The organism is Microbacterium luteum, assembly GCF_015277875.1.
In the GTDB taxonomy this organism is placed as follows: Bacteria; Actinomycetota; Actinomycetes; order Actinomycetales; family Microbacteriaceae; genus Microbacterium; species Microbacterium luteum.
Window position 1 is genome coordinate 2,103,137 of record NZ_CP063814.1, and the last position, 17,475, is coordinate 2,120,611.

Below are 17,475 nucleotides of genomic sequence, written 5' to 3' on the forward strand. Positions count from 1 at the left end.
GTGCACGTACTCTCCGTCAGTTCCCTCAAGGGCGGGGTCGGAAAGACGACGGTGACCCTCGGGCTCGCCTCGGCTGCGTTCGCCCGCGGCGTTCGCACCCTCGTCGTCGACCTCGACCCGCAGTCCGACGTGTCTACGGGCATGGACATCCAGGTGGCGGGCCGCCTCAACGTGGCCGACGTCCTCGCCAATCCGAAGGACAAGGTCGTCAAACAGGCGATCACCGCCAGCGGCTGGGCGAAGGTGCACCCCGGCACGATCGACGTGATGATCGGCAGCCCGTCGGCGATCAACTTCGACGGCCCGCACCCGAGCGTCCGAGACGTGTGGAAGCTCGAGGAGGCCCTCGCGACGATCGAGGCCGAGTACGACCTCGTGCTGATCGACTGTGCACCGTCGCTCAACGCCCTGACGCGTACCGCGTGGGCGGCCAGCGACCGCGTCGTGGTCGTCACCGAGCCCGGCCTGTTCTCGGTCGCAGCCGCCGACCGGGCGCTTCGTGCGATCGAGGAGATCCGCCGCGGCCTCTCCCCGCGGCTGCAGCCGCTCGGCATCGTCGTCAACCGCGTGCGCCCCCAGTCGATCGAGCACCAGTTCCGCATCAAGGAACTGCGCGACATGTTCGGACCGCTGGTCCTCTCTCCCCAGCTGCCCGAACGCACGTCGCTCCAGCAGGCGCAGGGCGCCGCGAAGCCGCTGCACATCTGGCCGGGCGACTCCGCGCAGGAACTCGCCGCCGACTTCGACGCGCTGCTGGATCGCGTCATGCGGATCGGCCGCATCCCGGCCCCCGCGCAGGGCGCCTCCTGAGCCGCCGGATCTGATTCGCGGCCGATGAGAGCGCTGCTGGTCACCGCGGGATCGCGCGGTGACATCGAGCCCTTCCTCGCACTCGCGCGCAGACTCCGTCGGCAGGGACACGACGCTGTCGTCGCGCTACCCGACGCGTCAGGCGCCGACGCATCGGACCTCGAGACGCTGTCACTCGGTGCCGACTTCACCGAGGTGATCCGCACGCAGGGTGTCTCTCCGATCGCGGCGATGCGCTCGCTGCGCACGGTGATCCGCCCGCTCATGCGGGCCGTCCTCGTCGGCGCGGCGCGCGCCGTCCGCGAGGTCGGTCCCGATGTCGTCGTCTCCCACCCCAAAGTGCTCTCGGCCGCGATGGCGGCCGACACCCTCGGCATCCCGCACGTCGTCGCGGAGTTGGTGCCCGCCATGACACCGACGCGCGAGTTCCCGGCGGCCGGGACCGTCTCCGTGGATTTCGGCCCGCTCAACCGTCTCACCTACGCCGCCACGGTCGCCGGCGAACGGATGTTCTCGGCTGAGCTGGATGCGGCGGCGGCGGAGCTCGGACTCTCCCGACGCCCTCGTCACCACTCCGCCGCGGCGGCTCACCTCGTGCCCGTCAGCGCGGGCATCCTGTCACGACCGCGCGATTGGCCGGCGACCACGGTGATGACCGGTCCCTGGACGACGGCGTCACCGACGCCGACCCCCGACGATCCCGAGCTCACCGAGTTCCTCGACGCAGGATCTACGCCGGCTTCGGATCGATGGCGGCCGCGGGTGCGTCCCAGCGTGGCCGCGCGGTCGTCGATGCCGCGCGGGACCTCGGGGGTCGCGTGCTCGTCGCCACCGGACTCGGCGGTCTCGCCGTCGACGCCGATATGGTCGGACCCGATGTGCTCGTGCGCGAAGCCGTCGACCACCGCACCGTCCTGCCGCGGGTGCGAGCCGCGATCCACCACGGCGGAGTCGGCACGGTGCACACCGCTGTCGCCGCCGGCGTGCCCTCGGTCATCGTGCCCTTCATCGCAGACCAGCCCTTCTGGGGTGCCCGCCTCGCGGCCGACCACCTCGGGCCCACGCCGATCCGCGCGTCACGACTGACCACCCGACGCGCGCGTCACGCGCTGGCGGGCCTGGATACCTATCGCACCGCTGTCGGTGCCGCTGCCGAGCGCATGCTCGCCGAGGACGGCACGGGTAAAGCCGTCGATGTTCTCGAGGGGATCGTCGGGACGGGACGGTGATCGATCACGCGGTGCGGGCCGCGCGACGCGCCGCGAGCTCATCCATCTGATCGGGCACCTGCGGGTCGAACTCGACGAGAGTCGACTCGACCTCCCGCAGCACCTTGCCCACCGCGATCCCGAACACGCCCTGACCGCGACTGACGAGGTCGATCACCTCGTCGCTCGAGGTGCAGAGGTAGACCGAGGCCCCATCGCTCATGAGGGTGGTGCCGGTCAGGTCACGGATGCCGGCGGCACGCAGCTGCTCGACAGCCGTGCGGATCTGCTGGAGCGAGATGCCGGTGTCGAGCAGTCGTTTGACGAGCTTGAGGACGAGGATGTCGCGGAAGCCGTAGAGCCGCTGCGAACCCGATCCGGATGCGCCGCGCACGGTGGGCTCGACCAGTTCGGTGCGTGCCCAGTAGTCGAGCTGTCGATAGGTGATCCCGGCCGCGCGGGCGGCGACGGCTCCGCGGTACCCGACCTCGTCGTCCATCTGAGGCAGACCGTCGGTGAAGAGCAGATCGGTCACGAAAGCGGGTTCGCCACTCGCCTCGAATGCGCCCATCCGCATCTCCTCCCGATCGGTTATCCCCAACGCTAGATCAGCCGAGCGCGACGGGCAACGACATCCGCTCCTCGCGCTCGGCGTGTCGCTCAGGTCAGCAGTCGATCGAGGGCGGCGCGCAGGTAGACCCCGCGCATCTCGTCGAGTCGACGCGCGAGCTCGGGGGCGATCTCACCCGCACGCCCGCGGGATGCCGCATCGGTGCGGCGCAGCAGCGGAGCCAGCGCCGACTCGATCAGCGCAGCATCACGCTCGGCACCCTGCCGCAGCGCGCGCACGTGCCTCGGCTCGATGCCGTGCCGGTGCAGAGCCACCAGCGACTTCAGGAGCGTCACCGTCTGCTCGGAGTAGGTCTCGGCCCCGTGGACGACGCCGGTGCCGATCGCGTCGTTGAGCAGCTGAGCGGGGCACCCCGTCACGGACAACAGCTCCTCGCGGCGGTACCGGCGCGGTCCGGCGACGATCGGTGCCGCATTGACCGAGGTCGGCGGGGCCGGCTCACGCCCGGCGTCGAGCTCCACGAGATAGTCGCGGATCACGCTCAGCGGCAGGTAATGGTCGCGCTGGAGCGTGAGGGCGAGGCGAAGACGCTCGACGTCGTCGTGGGAGAACTTGCGGTAGCCGGACTCCGTGCGCACCGGTGTGACGATGCCCTGGACCTCCAGGAATCGCAGCTTGCTGGAGGTGAGGTTCGGAAAGTCCGGGGCGAGTCGCGCGAGCACCTGGCCGATGCTCAGAAGGCCCGCGGACGGCGTGCGTTCGCGGGCTGATGCGGGAGCCATCAGGCTTCCGTGGCCGGCAGGTCTGCCGGAGACACGAAGAAGTTCAAACGGAACTTGCCGACCCGCACCTCGGCGCCGTTGTCGAGCCGCGCTCGGTCCGCTCGTTCGCCGTTGACGTAGGTGCCGTTCAAGGAGCGCTGATCGACGAGTTCGAAGACACTGCCCGAGCGGGTGATCTCCGCGTGACGACGTGAGACGGTCACATCGTCGAAGAAGATGTCTGCTTCGGGATGGCGACCGACGGTGGTGACATCGGAATCGAGCAGATAACGCGCCCCCGCGGTGGGTCCGGATCGCACCAGCAGCAGTGCGGAACCCGTCGGGAGCGCTTCGATCGCCTCGAGCTCGGTCTCGCTCAATTCGCTGCCGAAGGGAACATAGGACAGATCGGAATCGTGCCCGAACGTCTGGGTGGTGTCGTTCGATGCGGGCCGGTCGGCGGCGTCACCCGGTCGTCCGGCCCGGTGAATGTCGTCCGGTTCCGGGCGGCGGTATTCCTCCACGGTGGTCCTCCCTCTCCGATGACCCAGCGTAGCCGATCGGCACCCCCGAAAACCGCGCTCGGTGCGCGAAGGGGGGTACTCGAAACTACTCAGAAACGCCCCGCCGTGTCGAGTCCGGAACCCGCGGGTAGTCTCGGGCGGGTGACGTATTCGATCGCCCGCCGACTCCGCATCCTCCTCACCGCCCTGACCGCCGTGCTCCTCGCCGCCGCGGCGGTGTTCGTGGCGACCCCCGCGCACGCTCACGACGAGCTCATCTCCACAGATCCCGACGCCGACAGCACGGTCGAGGTGCTCCCCGACCAGCTCACCCTGACCTTCAGCGGCGTGCTGTCGACCGAGCCCGGCGCGACCGAGGTGGCGGTCATGGACGCCGACGGCGCATCCCTGACCGATGGCGAGCCCGAGGTGGTCGAGACCACCGTGACGCAGCCGCTCATGGATGCAGCCACCGGCACGATCACGGTGCAGTGGAAGGTCGTCTCGTCGGACGGTCACCCGATCTCGGGCGAGTACTCCTTCCAGGTGGCCGAACCTCAGCCGACACCCACGCCGACTCCGACCGCGACGACCACGGAGTCCACCCCGGCCCCGACGCAGACGGTCGAACCTTCGCCGACGGAGACCCCGGCGCCTGCATCGGACGTCTCGCCGAGTGTCCCGTGGGTCATCAGCGGGATCATCGCGATCGCCATCATCGCCGCGGTCGTGTACCTCGTCGCAACGCGCCGCCGCACACCGCCGAGCGAGCCGGGTTCGCCCGAGTCCGGGCCGCGATCCGCCGGACCCGCCGAGCGATAGGCTTGGGGTCATGCCTCACTACGACGTCGTCATCCTCGGCGCGGGTCCCGGCGGGTACGTCGCGGCCGTGCGCGCATCCCAGCTCGGCAAGTCCGTCGCGATCATCGAAGAGAAGTACTGGGGCGGTGTCTGCCTGAACGTCGGCTGCATCCCCTCGAAGGCGCTGCTTCGCAACGCCGACCTCGCCCACACCTTCACCCACAAGGCCGACCTGTTCGGCATCTCGGGCGACGTGTCGTTCGACTTCGGCGCGGCGTGGGATCGCAGCCGCAAGGTGGCCGAGACGCACGTCAAGGGCATCCACTACCTGATGAAGAAGAACTCGGTGACCGAGTACGACGGTCGCGGCACGTTCGTCGACGCGAACACCATCGAGGTCGCGACCAGCGACGGGTCGTCGGAGCGCGTCACCTTCGACAACGCGATCATCGCCACCGGGTCGACGGTGCGCCTGCTGCCGGGTGTCGAGCTCAGCGAGAACGTCGTCACCTACGAAGAGCAGATCCTCGCCCGCGATCTGCCCGAGTCGATCGCGATCGTCGGCGCCGGCGCCATCGGCATGGAGTTCGCCTACGTGCTGACGAACTACGGCGTCAAGGTCACCATCATCGAGTTCCTCGACCGCGCCCTGCCGAACGAGGACGCCGAGGTCTCCAAGGAGATCGCTCGCCAGTACAAGAAGCTCGGGGTCGAGATCCTCACCTCCACCAAGGTCGAGTCGATCACCGACCACGGCGACAAGGTCACCGTGGCCTACACGGGCAAAGACGGCGCCGCAGGCTCCATCGACGCCGGCAAGGTTCTCATGTCGATCGGGTTCGCCCCCAACGTCGAGGGATACGGTCTTGACAAGACCGGGGTGAAGCTGACAGAGCGCGGCGCCATCGAGATCGACGACTACATGCACACCAGCGTGCCCCACATCTACGCGATCGGTGACGTCACCGCGAAGCTGCAGCTCGCCCACGTCGCCGAAGCCCAGGGCGTCGTGGCGGCCGAGACCATCGCCGGAGCGGAGACGATGGCTCTCGGGGACTACCGCATGATGCCGCGCGCCACGTTCTGCTCGCCGCAGGTCGCCAGCTTCGGGCTCACCGAGCAGCAGGCACGCGACGAAGGATACGACGTCAAGGTCGCGAAGTTCCCGTTCAGTGCCAACGGCAAGGCGAACGGGCTCGGCGAGGCCGTCGGGTTCGTCAAGGTCGTCGCCGACGGCGAACACCTCGAGCTCCTCGGGGCCCATATGATCGGCCCCGACGTCTCCGAGCTCCTGCCGGAGCTGACGCTCGCGCAGAAGTGGGATCTCACCGCTCTCGAAGCAGCCCGCAACGTGCACACGCATCCGACGCTCTCCGAGGCGCTCCAGGAGGCCTTCCACGGCATCGCGGGTCACATGATCAACATCTGACCTCACGGAAGAAGGTGCGGAGGCCTCGGGCTCCGCACCTTCCCCGTGTGGTGCGCGGGACGGATCAGAGCCCGAGCGCGCGAGCGAGCTTGGAGTCGGATGAGGCGTCGCTCGCTCCGGCGGCGCGTGCGATCTCGCCGATGGCCGCGAACAGCGGCTCGTGGTCCTCCGGCGCGGCTGGGCCGAGTTCGATCTCCCACTCCCGCCACGCCCGATCGACGCCGGCCCGTTCGTCACGAGCGGTCACGTGATCGTCGACGAATTCCGCGACCACTCCCCCTTCGGTGTCGAGCAGGTCGTACGCGATGCGGTCGTTGCGGATGCGGGCGAGCGGCGACAGCGGCTCGTCCGTTATGTGGGCGATCGCCGCCCGCACGGGCGCCGGCGCCTCGGCGATGCCGCCATCGCCGAGGGGCCAGCCCAGCTCTTCTCGCCCGGCTCCGACGCGTGGGCCTTTCACATGCCATCCCGCGTCGGGCCCCCCGGTACGCCGGCGCAGGGCATAGCCGGAACGGCCGAGCTCCGCGTCAGCGGTATCGAGGTAGACCGCGTCGAGGGCGCGGCGCTCGGCCGCACCGACCGTCGCGATGCCGGGCACGCGCGTCCAGTCCGGAACGGCGATGTCGACTTCGACGTCGAATTTCACCTCGACCTCGTGGGTGCGCCGTGGCTCCGTCACCCGTCAGCGCCGATCGCGAGGTGAGTCGCTGTAGGGGTCGATGTCGCCCTCCGACTCGACGAACCAGAACTCGCCCTCGGTGGGACCGTCATCGTCTCCGGTGTTGACGAGCTCCCCCCGGCGCGCGTAGACCACCTGAGTCTCGCTGTAGGGGACGATGAGCTGCTCCTGGTACACGTCGTCGACAGGGATCACCTGCCCGTCGAGCGGGCCGCCATGAAGTCGTGCGATAGCCATGGACCGAGCCTAGCCCTCACCCCATCCCGCGTGAGAAGGTTGCGCTTCGCGACGCGATGTGATGACGCCACCGCCGCGTACGGGGAGTGAGATCTTTCTCATGAATCGAATCAATTCCCGCCTTCGCATTGATTTGCCGGTCGCGGCAGGGTTACCGTTCGCGCGGGAAAACGCTTGCCTCCTCGCAGACGATGACGTCCGCTTCCCGGACGAGAGAAGGAATCGATGATGACTCCGCATCCCTCACGATCACGCTCGCTCGCCGCCGTCGGCATCGCGGGCGCACTCGTGCTCACGACCGCACTCCCCGCGACGGCGTCACCGGCGCCGCCGCAGCGGAGTGCCGCATCGCTCGACCGCGGTCTGGTCGCGGTCGCAACCGACGAAGGGGTCTTCCTCAGCTGGCGCCTCCTCGCCGCCGAGGCCGGCCCGGCGACGGCCACGGGCGTAAGTGGTCCCTCCTTCGCGGTGGAGCGTGACGGCGAGCGCATCGCCGTCGTCGATGACAGCACGAACTACGTCGATCCCGACGGCTCCGCCCAAGCGCGGTACACCGTCGCGCCCATCTGGCATGACGTGACGGGTGAGACCAGTGACGAGGTAGCCGCCTGGGCGGAGGGCTTCTACGACCTCCCGCTGCAGAAGCCCGAGGCCGGTGTCACGCCGACCGGCGAAGCCTTCGAATACACCGCGAACGATGCATCCGCTGCCGATGTCGACGGCGACGGCGCGCTGGAATTCGTCGTCAAGTGGGACCCGACCAACTCGAAGGACGTTTCGCAGAAGGGATTCACGGGCACCGTCTACCTCGATACCTACGAGATGGACGGGACGCTCCTCAACCGGCTCGACCTCGGGGTGAACATCCGCGCCGGGGCGCACTACACGCAGTTCATGGTCTACGACTACGACGGCGACGGGCGCGCCGAGACCATCCTCAAGACGGCACCGGGCACCTCGTGGCAGACGTACGGCGGCGATGGCGCGGTGACCGACGAGGGTCTTGTGACGATGCCGCAAGAGGATCTCGACGCGGGCTACTCCCCCGACGATGACTATCGGATGACGGCAGCGGAGTACCGCGAGCACCTGGTGGGCGTCTTCGAGGGCTGGTCGGAGCATCCCGAGGTCGTCTCCGGCACATGGCCTGCGACCCTCGAAGAGGCCTGGGGCATTCCCGTCGAACACGAGTATCCCCTCACGCGGGAGTCCGCCGAGGAGCTCGTCGACTACTTCATCGACGTCTACGCTCCTTCGCGGAGTGCTCGCAACGATCTCACGACCTTCGACGGGTTCATCGTCGACGGACCGGAGTACCTCACGGTGTTCGACGCGACGACCGGGCGCGAACTCGACACCGTGCGCTACGAACCGGGACGCGATGACGACGGTCTGCTGTGGGGCGATTACGCCATGAGCCGCATCGAGCCGGGCAACCGCGTCGACCGCTTCCTCGCCGGTGTCGCGCACCTCGATGACGATACGACCACGGCGAGCGCGATCTTCGCCCGCGGGTATTACACGCGTTCCGCGATCGCCGCCTACGACTGGGACGGGCAGAGCCTGACACAGCGTTGGCTGGCGGACAGCGGACATGTCCCGATGTCGAACCCGTTCAACGACGGCCCTCACGGCCGCGACGGGTCGAACGAGGAGTACGCCACGTTGACGACGCAGGGCTTCCATTCCCTGAGCGCCTCCGATGTCGACGACGACGGACGGCAGGAGATCGTCTACGGCGCTGCGACACTCGACGATGACGGCAGTCTGCTGTACAGCTCCTTCGACGTCCTGCCGGAGGGCAGCGCGGATCCCGGTGCGAACGTGCGCCTCGGGCACGGCGACGCCATGCATGTCACGGACGTCGACCCGGAACGGCCCGGTCTGGAGATCTGGACCTCCCACGAGGGCGCGACCTACGCACCGTACGGTTCGGTTCTGAGGGACGCCGCGACCGGAGAGGTGCTCTTCGGCTCGTACTCCGGCCGCGACACGGGCCGGGCGATGATCGGCGATGTGCGAGCGGACGTGCCGGGCATCGAGGTGTGGGCGAGCATGCCGGGAGGGTCCGAAGGGTCGGGTCTGCTGAGCGCGACGGGCGAGACGATCGACACCGCCACCCCCGGCACGAACCAGTCGATCCGGTGGGCAGGCGACCTCACGACGCAGATCGTCAACGGGTCGATCGATCAGACGCCGACCATCGACGACGTCACCCGAGGGACCCTTCTGACGGCGGAGGGCACCCGGACGAACAACTACACCAAGGGGAACCCGTCCCTCGTGGCCGACGTGCTCGGCGACTGGCGGGAGGAGCTGATCGTTCGCACCACGGATTCGTCGGCGCTGCGGTTCTACGTGAGCACCGAAGTCACCGCGCACAAGCTGCCGACTCTGCTCGATGACACGCAGTACCGCGTGGAAGTGGCCCGTCAGAACACCTCCTACAACCAGCCCTCTTACCCGGGCTTCTACATGGCGAGCGACATGGACTTCACGCAGGTTCCGGTCGCCACCGAACCCGCCACGCCGAAGAAGCCCCGCTTCATCGACCTTCCGGGCTCGGTTCTCGACCTGGTGATCGTCCCCCGCGATCGCGACTTCGAGTACTACATCGACGGTGAGCCGACGCGCACCGGCGTGACCCGCGTCGACCGCGGTGCGGAGGTGACGGTCACCGCCGTGCCTGTCGCGGGGGTCTCGCTCGAGCTCGAAGCCACATCCACCTGGTCGAAGACGTTCACGACCCGCTGGCGGTAGCACCCCGATGGGACCGGAACGTCGATGGCGGGCCGGTCCCACCGGGTTATCGTGAGGTGTGAAGCCGTTCGTCCTCCTCGCGACCCGCGCCGAAGACGTGCCCGCCGACGAGGAGTATCGGCTCTTTCTCACCGCGACAGGCCTCGCCGAAAGCGACCTCATCCGGATTCGCCTCGAAGCCGCGCCGATGCCCCGGCTGGATCTCGATGATCTCTCCGGGGTCTTCGTCGGCGGCGGACCGTTCAACGCCTCCGACCCCGCTCATCTCACGTCCGCCGTGCAGAAGCGTGTCGAAGCGGAATTCGGCACGCTTCTCGACGAGGTCGTGGCGCGTGATTTCCCCTTCCTCGGCGCCTGCTACGGCGTCGGCACTCTGGGCGCGCACCAGGGTGCCGTCATCGATCGCACCTACGGCGAGGCGATCGGCGTCGCGGATGTCGCGCTGACGGATGCCGGAGCGGCCGACCCCCTGCTGGCGGGCGTGCCCCGGAGATTCGGCGCGTTCGTCGGGCACAAGGAGGCGATTCGCGCACTCCCCGCGGGAGCGGTGCGACTCGCGTCGTCTCCGGCCTGCCCGGTGCAGATGTTCCGTGTCGGCGATCATGTCTATGCCACGCAGTTCCACCCCGAACTGGATCTCGAGGGCATCATCGTGCGGATCCACGCCTACGCCGGGTACGGATACTTCGCCGCCGACGAGCTGGGGGCCACCCTTGCTTCCGTCGAGCGCGCGCCGGTCGAACACCCGCAGCGCATCCTCCGGAACTTCGTCGAACGCTACGCGCGCTGAGAGGATCCACCCTCGACGACGCGGGCCACGTCCAGGCGCACGTCGGATTCCGGGAGCTCGAGTCCCAGATCGACGACGACGATCTCGCCGGTGAGCCGGGGACCCTCTGCCCTCCCGAGACCGATCTTCGGCGCCCCGAACGTGACCGTGAGCGCTGCCGGGAGCACAGCTTCGTCCGCTGTGCCGTCGTCCGGGTTCACGCCGCTCGGCACATCCACCGCGATGACGGGAGGGATCTCGGCGGCGAGCATCGCACCGACGATCGCACGTGCCGCCCCGCGGAGCGCTCCGCGGGCGCCGATCCCGAGGATTCCGTCGACGATAAGGTCGTATTCGGTGGCATCGAGCCCGTCCGATTCGATCCGTCGCACCCCTGCCGACATCGCGGCCGCAAGTGCGGACACGTGCGCATCGCCCGAGGTGAGGAGCGCATCGACGTCCATGCCCGACTCGGCGAGGCGCTCCGCGGCGTACAAGGCATCGCCGCCGTTGTCCCCGCGGCCGGCGAGCACCAGGACGCGCGGATGCGGTCGATCACCGAGCACGTCGGCGATCACTGTCGCGAGCGCCGCCGATGCGCGGAGCATCAGCGGCTCGCCGGCGTCGAGAAGCGGCCTCTCGGCGGCACGGACCTGCTCGGCGGTGTACGCGGAGACGGTGACGGTCATGCGTTCTCCTCCCGTTCGGCGCGTTCGGCTTCGCGGGCGGCTTCGAGCTCACCCACGGCCGTCTGCACGGACCTCTCGGCACGCTGCACCCGGCGCTGGGCGAAGGTCGAGGCCCCGTACTTCGCGCGCACGCGGTCGCGATCCTCCTCGACTCCCGTGACGATGTAGGCGCTCGCGATGAGGATCACCTGCGCAGAGAGGTTGATCCACAGCAGCAACGCGATGAGCGAGGCGAAAGACGCGAGCAGCGGGTTCGACGAAGCACCGCCCACGAAGAGTCCCGACAGCTGTTGGAGCACCGTCAGCCCGACCGCACCCAGGAGTGCACCGCTCCACAGGGCCCGGCCGGAAGGCTTCACACCCGACAGCAGGAAGAACGCGGCCGCCACCACGAGGGCGTCGAGCGCGAACACGGCGACGATCGTCACGGCTCGCGTCAGCAGAACCTCCAGCGGCCCCTCATCCGGCCGCCCGAGCCAATCGGTGACGATGCCGACGCCTGCCGTTCCCAGGATCGTGGCGGCAGCCGAGGCGACGAGTCCCGCCCCGATGCCGATGGCAAGCCCCAGGTTGCGCAACAGCACCCAGACGAACATGAGGTCGTCGGTGGTGCGATCGGCGATGCTGCGGATCGCCAAGCGCAGCGAGCCGATCGCCCCGATCGCCGCGCCGACGAGACCGACGGTCGCGATCGCTCCGGTGATGCTGAGGCCCGCCGGCGCCTGGATGGCGTCGGCGTCGATGAGGCCCTCGCCATCGGTTCCGATGAGGCCGGGAATGGCTTGATTCACCGCGCCCACGAGCGCCTGGTAGGCGTCGGGGTTGCCGGACAGCCAGAGGGCGGCGAAGGAGAAGCCGAGCAGGACGCCGGCGAAGACGCTGAAGAGCGTGCGATACGTGATGCTGTCGGCCAGCTGCGGGCCCCGCCGCTCCGAGTAGAGCAGGAGCGCTCGCACGAGTTTGAGGGTGAGCATCCACCGGATGGCACGCGCGACGAAGGCCTTCATGTCGCCAGGCTACCGACCGTTGACGGCAGCCTCCGCGGCCTTGACGTGTCGGCGGATCACCCGATAGTCATCGCTGCGACCGTCAGGGCGATCGCCGCCCACGCGCCGCCCAGCAGCCAGGGGCCGAAGGCGATCCTGACGCCGAATCCGCGGCGGCGCATCAGGACCAGCACGAGGGCGAACAGCCCCGCTCCGGCGAACGCGAACATCGATCCCAGCACCACGGTGTCCCAGCCGAGCCATCCGAGATGCAGCCCGATGAGACCCGCGAGCTTGACGTCTCCGCCGCCGATGGCACGCGGGTCGACGATCCGCACGACGAGCAGCGCGCCGAAGAGCACGGCGCCGGCGCCGAAGGATCGCATGGCCGCGCCGCCGTCATGAGCCGCGATCGCCGCGACACCCAGGCTCGACACGGCGATGACGTAGCCCGCACCGACGATGCGGTTGGGCAGCCGATGCGTGCGCAGGTCGATGACGGCCAGCACGACGCTCACGACGGCGAAGGCGACGAACGCGATGGCGACGGCGCCGAACGCAAACGCTGTGGCGAGCTCGACGTCCATGACGACACAGCCTAGAGTCGACGCCCTCCCGCCATCGACGAGCCGTCGTCACCTGTGGACAACGGGGCGATGGTCACCACTGCGGATGGATACTCGCCCGCAGGTGCCGGTCGTAGACGCCTCGCACGGCGGTGTCGAACTGATCGACGTCGAACCCGCCGTCGATGAGCTCAGCCGCATCGGCGTTCCGCGAAGCCTGCGTCACACTGCGCGCACCGGGAATCACCGTCGTCACACCGGGGCGGGTCGCCGCCCACGCCAGGCAGGCGGCTGCCAGCGGCACCGACTTGGGCAGGGTGGCCGACAATTCGCGCGCGGCCTCGACTCCGACGGTGAAGTCCACGCCCGAGAAGGTCTCCCCCTTGTCGAACGCTTCGCCGTTGCGGTTGTACGTGCGATGGTCGTTGGGGGCGAAGGTCGTACCCGCGGTGTACTTCCCCGACAGCAGGCCGGATGCGAGCGGAACGCGCGCGAAGACAGCGACCCCCGCACGTTCGGCCGCGGGCAGCACTTCGTCGAGAGGCTTCAGGCGGAACGGATTCAGGATGATCTGGATGTTGGTGACCCGCGGATGCGAGATGGCGGCGAGCGCCTGCGCGCACGTCTCGACGGAGACGCCGTATGCAGCCATCCGCCCCTCGGCGACGAGCGCATCGAGCGCCTGATAGGTCGCGTCGTCTTCGATCACCTCCGTGGGCGGGCAGTGCAGCTGCACGAGGTCGAGCGTGTCGGTGCGAAGGTTCTCGCGCGAACGGTCCACCCAGGAGCGGAACGCTTCCGGCGTGTAGTTCTCCGGCTCCTGTGCGACACGGCGTCCCATTTTCGTCGCGACCGTGACCTTGCGCTCGTGCCGCTCAGCCAGGAACTCGCCGATCAGGCTCTCGCTGCGCCCGTCTCCATACACGTCGGCGGTGTCGAAGAGGTTGACTCCCCGGTCGACGGAAGCGGCCAGCACCGCGCGGGCGTCGTCTTCCGAGACGACGCCCCAATCGGCGCCGAGCTGCCAGGTGCCGAGTCCGATGGCTGATACGTGACGGCCGGTCCGGCCGAGGCTGCGCTGCTCCATGCATCGATCCTACGGATGAGCACCTCCCGACCACGAGCCTTGACAGGTGCCGCACCCCGCCCGGAGGTTCAGCCCGTGATGACCACCGGCGTTCCGAGCGGCAGGGAGGCGAGCGCCTCGGTGGCGTCGGCGTCCATGCGGAGGCACCCGTTGGAGACCGCCCCCGACCGTGCGTCGTGGTAGTGGAAGGCCGTGATCGCGACATCGGCACCCCCGAAACCGTCGAGGGTGGGGCTCTGCACCGACAGGTACACCAGGGGGTGGCCCCGCGTGTAGGCGAAGCTCGGCTCGGTGCGCACGGTCATGACGAACGCGCGCCCGAGCGGTGTGGGTGTGGCCTCGACGCCGGACCCGAAGTCGGTGGCGATCCGCTCTCGGTCTTCTCCGCGCACGATGTCGACGGTGCGGTTGGCAAGGGAAACCTCGACGACCGCGTCCTGGGCGCTCAGCTCCACATCCTGGGTGCGCAGCCACCCGGTGAGCTGGGCCGGATCGCCGTTCGACGGGAACGCCTGGCGACCGACGAGCATGACCTTGACCCACGCGTCGTACTGTTCGATGACGGGAACGATGGTGCCGTCGTAGACGTAGTCCCGCGGAAGAGTCGCAACGGGTGAGGAGCCCGGCTCGGCGAACACGGGTGCCGCGGCATCGGTCGCGCGCGCGGCCACGCCCGTGACGTCACCGTAGGGATCGTCGTCGACCGGAAGCTCGGGGATGACGGCGAACACCGTCACCTCGGGAAGGCCGGTGAGGTCGTAGTCCGTCGTGTCCGCGGCGGGCCCCGTGGGTGTCGGGGTCGCGGTGGGCGAAGGTGCGGGAGTGCTCGTGGGAGTCAGGGTCGGCGTGGGGGTCGCTGCAGCCGGCTCCGACTCACCGGGTTGCAGCACCCAAGCGACGATGAGCGCGGTGACCGCGATGACGGCGGCGACGGCGAGCGCCATCCACCCCGCGTTCTTCCGGGTGAGCACGCGCGCCGAGGTCATGACTCCATCGTCGGTGCCCGCCGGCGCCATCGCAAGCGACGCACGGAACCGTCGCCCCTCGGCGAAGACGCATGCTCGTCCTGCCGACCTCAGCGCGCGAGGCGCACGTCGTAGCGCTGCAGGACGACGCCCTGCCCGTACGTGCGCGCCTCGATCAGATCGAGGTCGACGCGTGGATCGCCGTCGAAGAGGCCTCTTCCCCGGCCGAGCACCGTGGGATGGGTGAACAGCATCACCTCATCGAGAAGGCCGGCATGCAGCAGCGCCGTCGCGATCGTCGCGCCCCCGACGCCGATGTCTCCGTCGGACTCGGCACGGAGCGCGGTGAGCTCCGCGATCGCGTCGCCACCGGTGCCCACGATGCGCGTTCGGTGAGGGGCGCTTGCGCGGGTGCGAGAGACCAAGACCTTCGGCATCGTTGTCCAGATGCGGCCGTACTCGCGGATCACGGGCGATTGAGACGCGTCCTCGGCCGCGGCCGGCCAGAACGACTCCATGAGCTCGTAGACGCGGCGACCCTGCACCATGGCAGTGAAAGCGCGGGCACGGGTGTTGAACTCCTCGTGCAGGATGTCGTCGATGCGCATCCAGTCCCCGCCGCCGTCCTCACCCTCGGCCTCCTCGATGCGCAGATCGAGGGAGACGTTCATCCAGTAGACGAATCGCGCCGTCATGTCTGCTCCCGCCCGGCGTCAGCGCGACGCCTGCTGCAGCCCACGGTAAGCCTTCTCGACGGCATCGGCCAGGCCCGCGATGTCAGAAACCGCGGTGGGATCGGTGCAGAATCCGATGCCGAGGGAATCGCCGTGGGAAATCGCGGCGATCCGCAGGGCATGGTGCATTCCCGGTTCCGAGGCCGAGACGAGCTGCGCGACGCGCCGGCCCGTCACGGACAATTCGCTTCGCGGTCCGGGCACGTTGGAGATGGCGACACTGAATTCCCGCGAGCTGGATTCGACGCGCTCGAGCATCGCCGACACCGAGGGCAGCCCGCCGAGCGGGTGGACCTGACCGATCGCGTGCATGAGGTCGTACATCAGCTCGGCATCGTCGGCCTGCTTCGCCGCGCGCGTCTGAGCGCTGATGCGGTCGAGCCGGATGAGCGGGTCGGATGCGCGGAGTTCGAGGTCGACGTTCATGAACGAGTCGCGGTTTCCCACGGCCGGGCCGTCGTCTCGATGGTGGAGACTTACCGGGATCTGCGCGCGCAGGCGCGGGGCCGACGCACCGAGCCATGAGCGCAGACCCCCGGAGACGATGGCCATCAGGACGTCGTTGACGGTGGTGCGACGCGGGCGGGATGCGGCGACTGCCTTGAGTGCGCCGAGCGGCACGGTCGTGAATGCCAGCTCTCGATGTGCGGTAAGGGGGCGGTCGAACGGCGAGCGCGACCCCGGCCGGCCCAGCTCGCGTCCGATCGCCGCCGGAAGCCGCTGCCACAGCCCGCGACGCGCTCCGGAAGCGGGAGCAGGGCGCATTCCGACGGAGGAGGCCGGATGTTCGCTCGGGTCGGCGACGGTATCCTGCAGGAACCGCATGCCCGCGATCCCGTCGACCATGGCGTGGTGCAGGCGAGCGGCGAGCGCTTCGCGACCGTCGTCGAGCGGCCCGATCACGTCGATCGACCACAGCGGCTGGCGGTGGTCGAGGGGCACGGCCATCAGATCCCCGACCGTGCGCCGCAGGTCTTCGACCGATGCCACGGGCTCGGGGTGACGACGGATGTGACGAGCGATGTCGAAGTCTTCCGCCGGCACCCAGCGCGGCCGGTCTCCTCCGGTGTCCACCCGCTCGCGCGCCCGTGGATGGGCATCCAGGCGCTCCGTGACGCGATGCCGGAGCCCGTCGAGGTCGAGGGTCTCGCCCGGCTCGAGGATCAGCAGCTTCAGCGTGTGGCCGGCCACGGCCGCCGACTCGAGCGCGAGGATGCGCGCATCATCCTCGGACAGGAAATCCGGCTCCGCTGTCACCTTCGCTCCCGTCCCTCGCGGGCGTTCGTCAACCGCATCTCACCGGGCTGCCGGATGACGCGCTCGCGACGATCTCATCCTCCGAGACGTGTGCTGCCTCGGCGATAGAAATGAGGTGCTCGCACACGTCGCCGCTCGCGGAGTCGATCAGGGCACGAATCGTGCGCGCGTCGGCGTCGTGGCCGTGAGCGTCGTCCAACGTCTCGGAATAGTCGATGAGTCCGTCGAGCCGGGACAGCACCGCGGCTCTGGCGGCGAGGTCGCCCGGCGGGGTTCCCCACAGATTCTCGATGAGGATGCCCGGCCGAGGCTCGCCCTCGGCGCCGTCGCCCGGCGACGTCACGCGGACACCGAGCGTGTACAGCGTGACGCCGGCAGGGACGTCGAATTCGGTGGCACGCTGCACGGCCTGTTCGAGCACCTGCTCGTCGCGCGTCGCATCGAGCTCGACCTCGAGATCGCCCGAACCGAAGAACGGCAGGTTGTTGCTCACGAATCCGCCGGTGCCGGTGACGCCGTCTGTGTCGGCCATGAACTGGGCGAAGTCATCCTCTGTCGCGGATCCGGCGTTCGCCCTCGAGCAGCCGCTCAGCGCCGCCACGCACGCCGTCACGAGCACGATCCCGACAAGACCCCTCATCAGCCGCATGTGGCCATCTTCGC

General features: G+C 69.0%; 19 protein-coding genes and 1 pseudogene. 7 read left to right on the plus strand and 13 right to left on the minus strand.

What is annotated here, in order from left to right; all coding sequences use genetic code 11:
• From IM777_RS10525 to IM777_RS10535, 3 genes and pseudogenes are all read left to right on the plus strand, one after another.
• Positions 1-810 carry a ParA family protein gene (locus IM777_RS10525; RefSeq protein WP_071043691.1) on the plus strand — a complete coding sequence of 270 codons (810 nt, stop codon included), beginning with the start codon at positions 1-3 and terminating at the stop codon, positions 808-810.
• A 24-nt stretch (positions 811-834) separates the two neighbouring features.
• A pseudogene (locus IM777_RS17595) lies at positions 835-1,194 on the plus strand (glycosyltransferase); the annotation flags it as partial.
• A gap of 248 nt (positions 1,195-1,442) precedes the next feature.
• Positions 1,443-2,039 (plus strand): glycosyltransferase, encoded by a 597-nt coding sequence (locus IM777_RS10535; RefSeq protein ID WP_228480757.1) that lies wholly within the window; start codon positions 1,443-1,445, stop codon positions 2,037-2,039.
• 4 nt (positions 2,040-2,043) lie between these two features.
• Here IM777_RS10535 and IM777_RS10540 read toward each other — a convergent pair whose 3' ends face one another.
• The 3 genes from IM777_RS10540 to IM777_RS10550 form a co-directional block, all read right to left on the minus strand.
• Entirely contained in the window at positions 2,044-2,589 is a 546-nt protein-coding gene (locus IM777_RS10540; protein WP_071043693.1) for a MerR family transcriptional regulator, read from the minus strand.
• A gap of 89 nt (positions 2,590-2,678) precedes the next feature.
• A complete protein-coding gene (ftsR, locus tag IM777_RS10545) occupies positions 2,679-3,371 on the minus strand; it encodes a transcriptional regulator FtsR (protein ID WP_071043694.1) in 693 nt (230 codons plus the stop codon).
• Positions 3,371-3,874, minus strand: a complete 504-nt coding sequence (locus tag IM777_RS10550) for an FHA domain-containing protein (protein WP_194383306.1) — start codon at positions 3,872-3,874, stop codon at positions 3,371-3,373. Before IM777_RS10550 ends, ftsR begins: the two co-directional genes overlap by 1 nt.
• A 141-nt stretch (positions 3,875-4,015) precedes the next feature.
• Here IM777_RS10550 and IM777_RS10555 point away from each other — a divergent pair, with 141 nt between their 5' ends.
• The gene (locus IM777_RS10555) at positions 4,016-4,675 is read left to right on the plus strand and encodes a copper resistance CopC family protein (RefSeq protein ID WP_228480758.1); all 660 of its coding nucleotides are present in this window, start codon (positions 4,016-4,018) and stop codon (positions 4,673-4,675) included.
• Positions 4,676-4,685: 10 nt separating this feature from the next.
• Positions 4,686-6,083, plus strand: a complete 1,398-nt coding sequence (gene lpdA / locus IM777_RS10560; protein ID WP_194383307.1) for a dihydrolipoyl dehydrogenase — start codon at positions 4,686-4,688, stop codon at positions 6,081-6,083.
• A gap of 64 nt (positions 6,084-6,147) precedes the next feature.
• Here the strand turns inward: lpdA and IM777_RS10565 are convergent, their stop codons facing one another.
• A complete protein-coding gene (locus IM777_RS10565) occupies positions 6,148-6,729 on the minus strand; it encodes a CYTH domain-containing protein (protein WP_237673304.1) in 582 nt (193 codons plus the stop codon).
• A gap of 36 nt (positions 6,730-6,765) precedes the next feature.
• A complete protein-coding gene (locus IM777_RS10570) occupies positions 6,766-6,999 on the minus strand; it encodes a response regulator (RefSeq protein WP_194383309.1) in 234 nt (77 codons plus the stop codon).
• Positions 7,000-7,227: 228 nt separating this feature from the next.
• Between IM777_RS10570 and IM777_RS10575 the strand changes: the two genes are divergently transcribed.
• Positions 7,228-9,759 (plus strand): rhamnogalacturonan lyase, encoded by a 2,532-nt coding sequence (locus IM777_RS10575; protein WP_194385519.1) that lies wholly within the window; start codon positions 7,228-7,230, stop codon positions 9,757-9,759.
• 58 nt (positions 9,760-9,817) lie between these two features.
• Positions 9,818-10,549 (plus strand): glutamine amidotransferase, encoded by a 732-nt coding sequence (locus tag IM777_RS10580; RefSeq protein ID WP_194383310.1) that lies wholly within the window; start codon positions 9,818-9,820, stop codon positions 10,547-10,549.
• Here the strand turns inward: IM777_RS10580 and IM777_RS10585 are convergent.
• The 8 genes from IM777_RS10585 to IM777_RS10620 all read right to left on the minus strand — a co-directional run bounded on the left by IM777_RS10585 (position 10,537) and on the right by IM777_RS10620 (position 17,461).
• Complete coding sequence (locus IM777_RS10585; RefSeq protein ID WP_194383311.1) at positions 10,537-11,217, minus strand: NAD(P)H-hydrate epimerase; 681 nt, start codon at positions 11,215-11,217, stop codon at positions 10,537-10,539. The genes IM777_RS10580 and IM777_RS10585 overlap by 13 nt on opposite strands.
• A complete protein-coding gene (locus IM777_RS10590) occupies positions 11,214-12,224 on the minus strand; it encodes a YihY/virulence factor BrkB family protein (protein WP_194383312.1) in 1,011 nt (336 codons plus the stop codon). The genes IM777_RS10585 and IM777_RS10590 overlap by 4 nt, the downstream gene beginning before the upstream one ends.
• A 56-nt stretch (positions 12,225-12,280) precedes the next feature.
• Positions 12,281-12,790, minus strand: coding sequence for a prepilin peptidase (locus tag IM777_RS10595; protein ID WP_194383313.1), 510 nt, complete (start codon positions 12,788-12,790; stop codon positions 12,281-12,283).
• A 73-nt stretch (positions 12,791-12,863) separates the two neighbouring features.
• Positions 12,864-13,856 carry an aldo/keto reductase gene (locus IM777_RS10600; RefSeq protein ID WP_194383314.1) on the minus strand — a complete coding sequence of 331 codons (993 nt, stop codon included), beginning with the start codon at positions 13,854-13,856 and terminating at the stop codon, positions 12,864-12,866.
• 68 nt (positions 13,857-13,924) lie between these two features.
• On the minus strand, positions 13,925-14,842 hold the full coding sequence (locus IM777_RS10605) for a L,D-transpeptidase (RefSeq protein WP_194383315.1): 918 nt from the start codon (positions 14,840-14,842) through the stop codon (positions 13,925-13,927).
• 89 nt (positions 14,843-14,931) lie between these two features.
• The gene (locus IM777_RS10610) at positions 14,932-15,516 is read right to left on the minus strand and encodes a dihydrofolate reductase family protein (protein ID WP_194383316.1); all 585 of its coding nucleotides are present in this window, start codon (positions 15,514-15,516) and stop codon (positions 14,932-14,934) included.
• Positions 15,517-15,534: 18 nt separating this feature from the next.
• A complete protein-coding gene (locus IM777_RS10615; protein WP_194383317.1) occupies positions 15,535-16,812 on the minus strand; it encodes a wax ester/triacylglycerol synthase domain-containing protein in 1,278 nt (425 codons plus the stop codon).
• Between the two features lie 28 nt (positions 16,813-16,840).
• Positions 16,841-17,461, minus strand: coding sequence for a hypothetical protein (locus IM777_RS10620; RefSeq protein ID WP_194383318.1), 621 nt, complete (start codon positions 17,459-17,461; stop codon positions 16,841-16,843).
• Between the last annotated feature and the right edge of the window lie 14 nt (positions 17,462-17,475).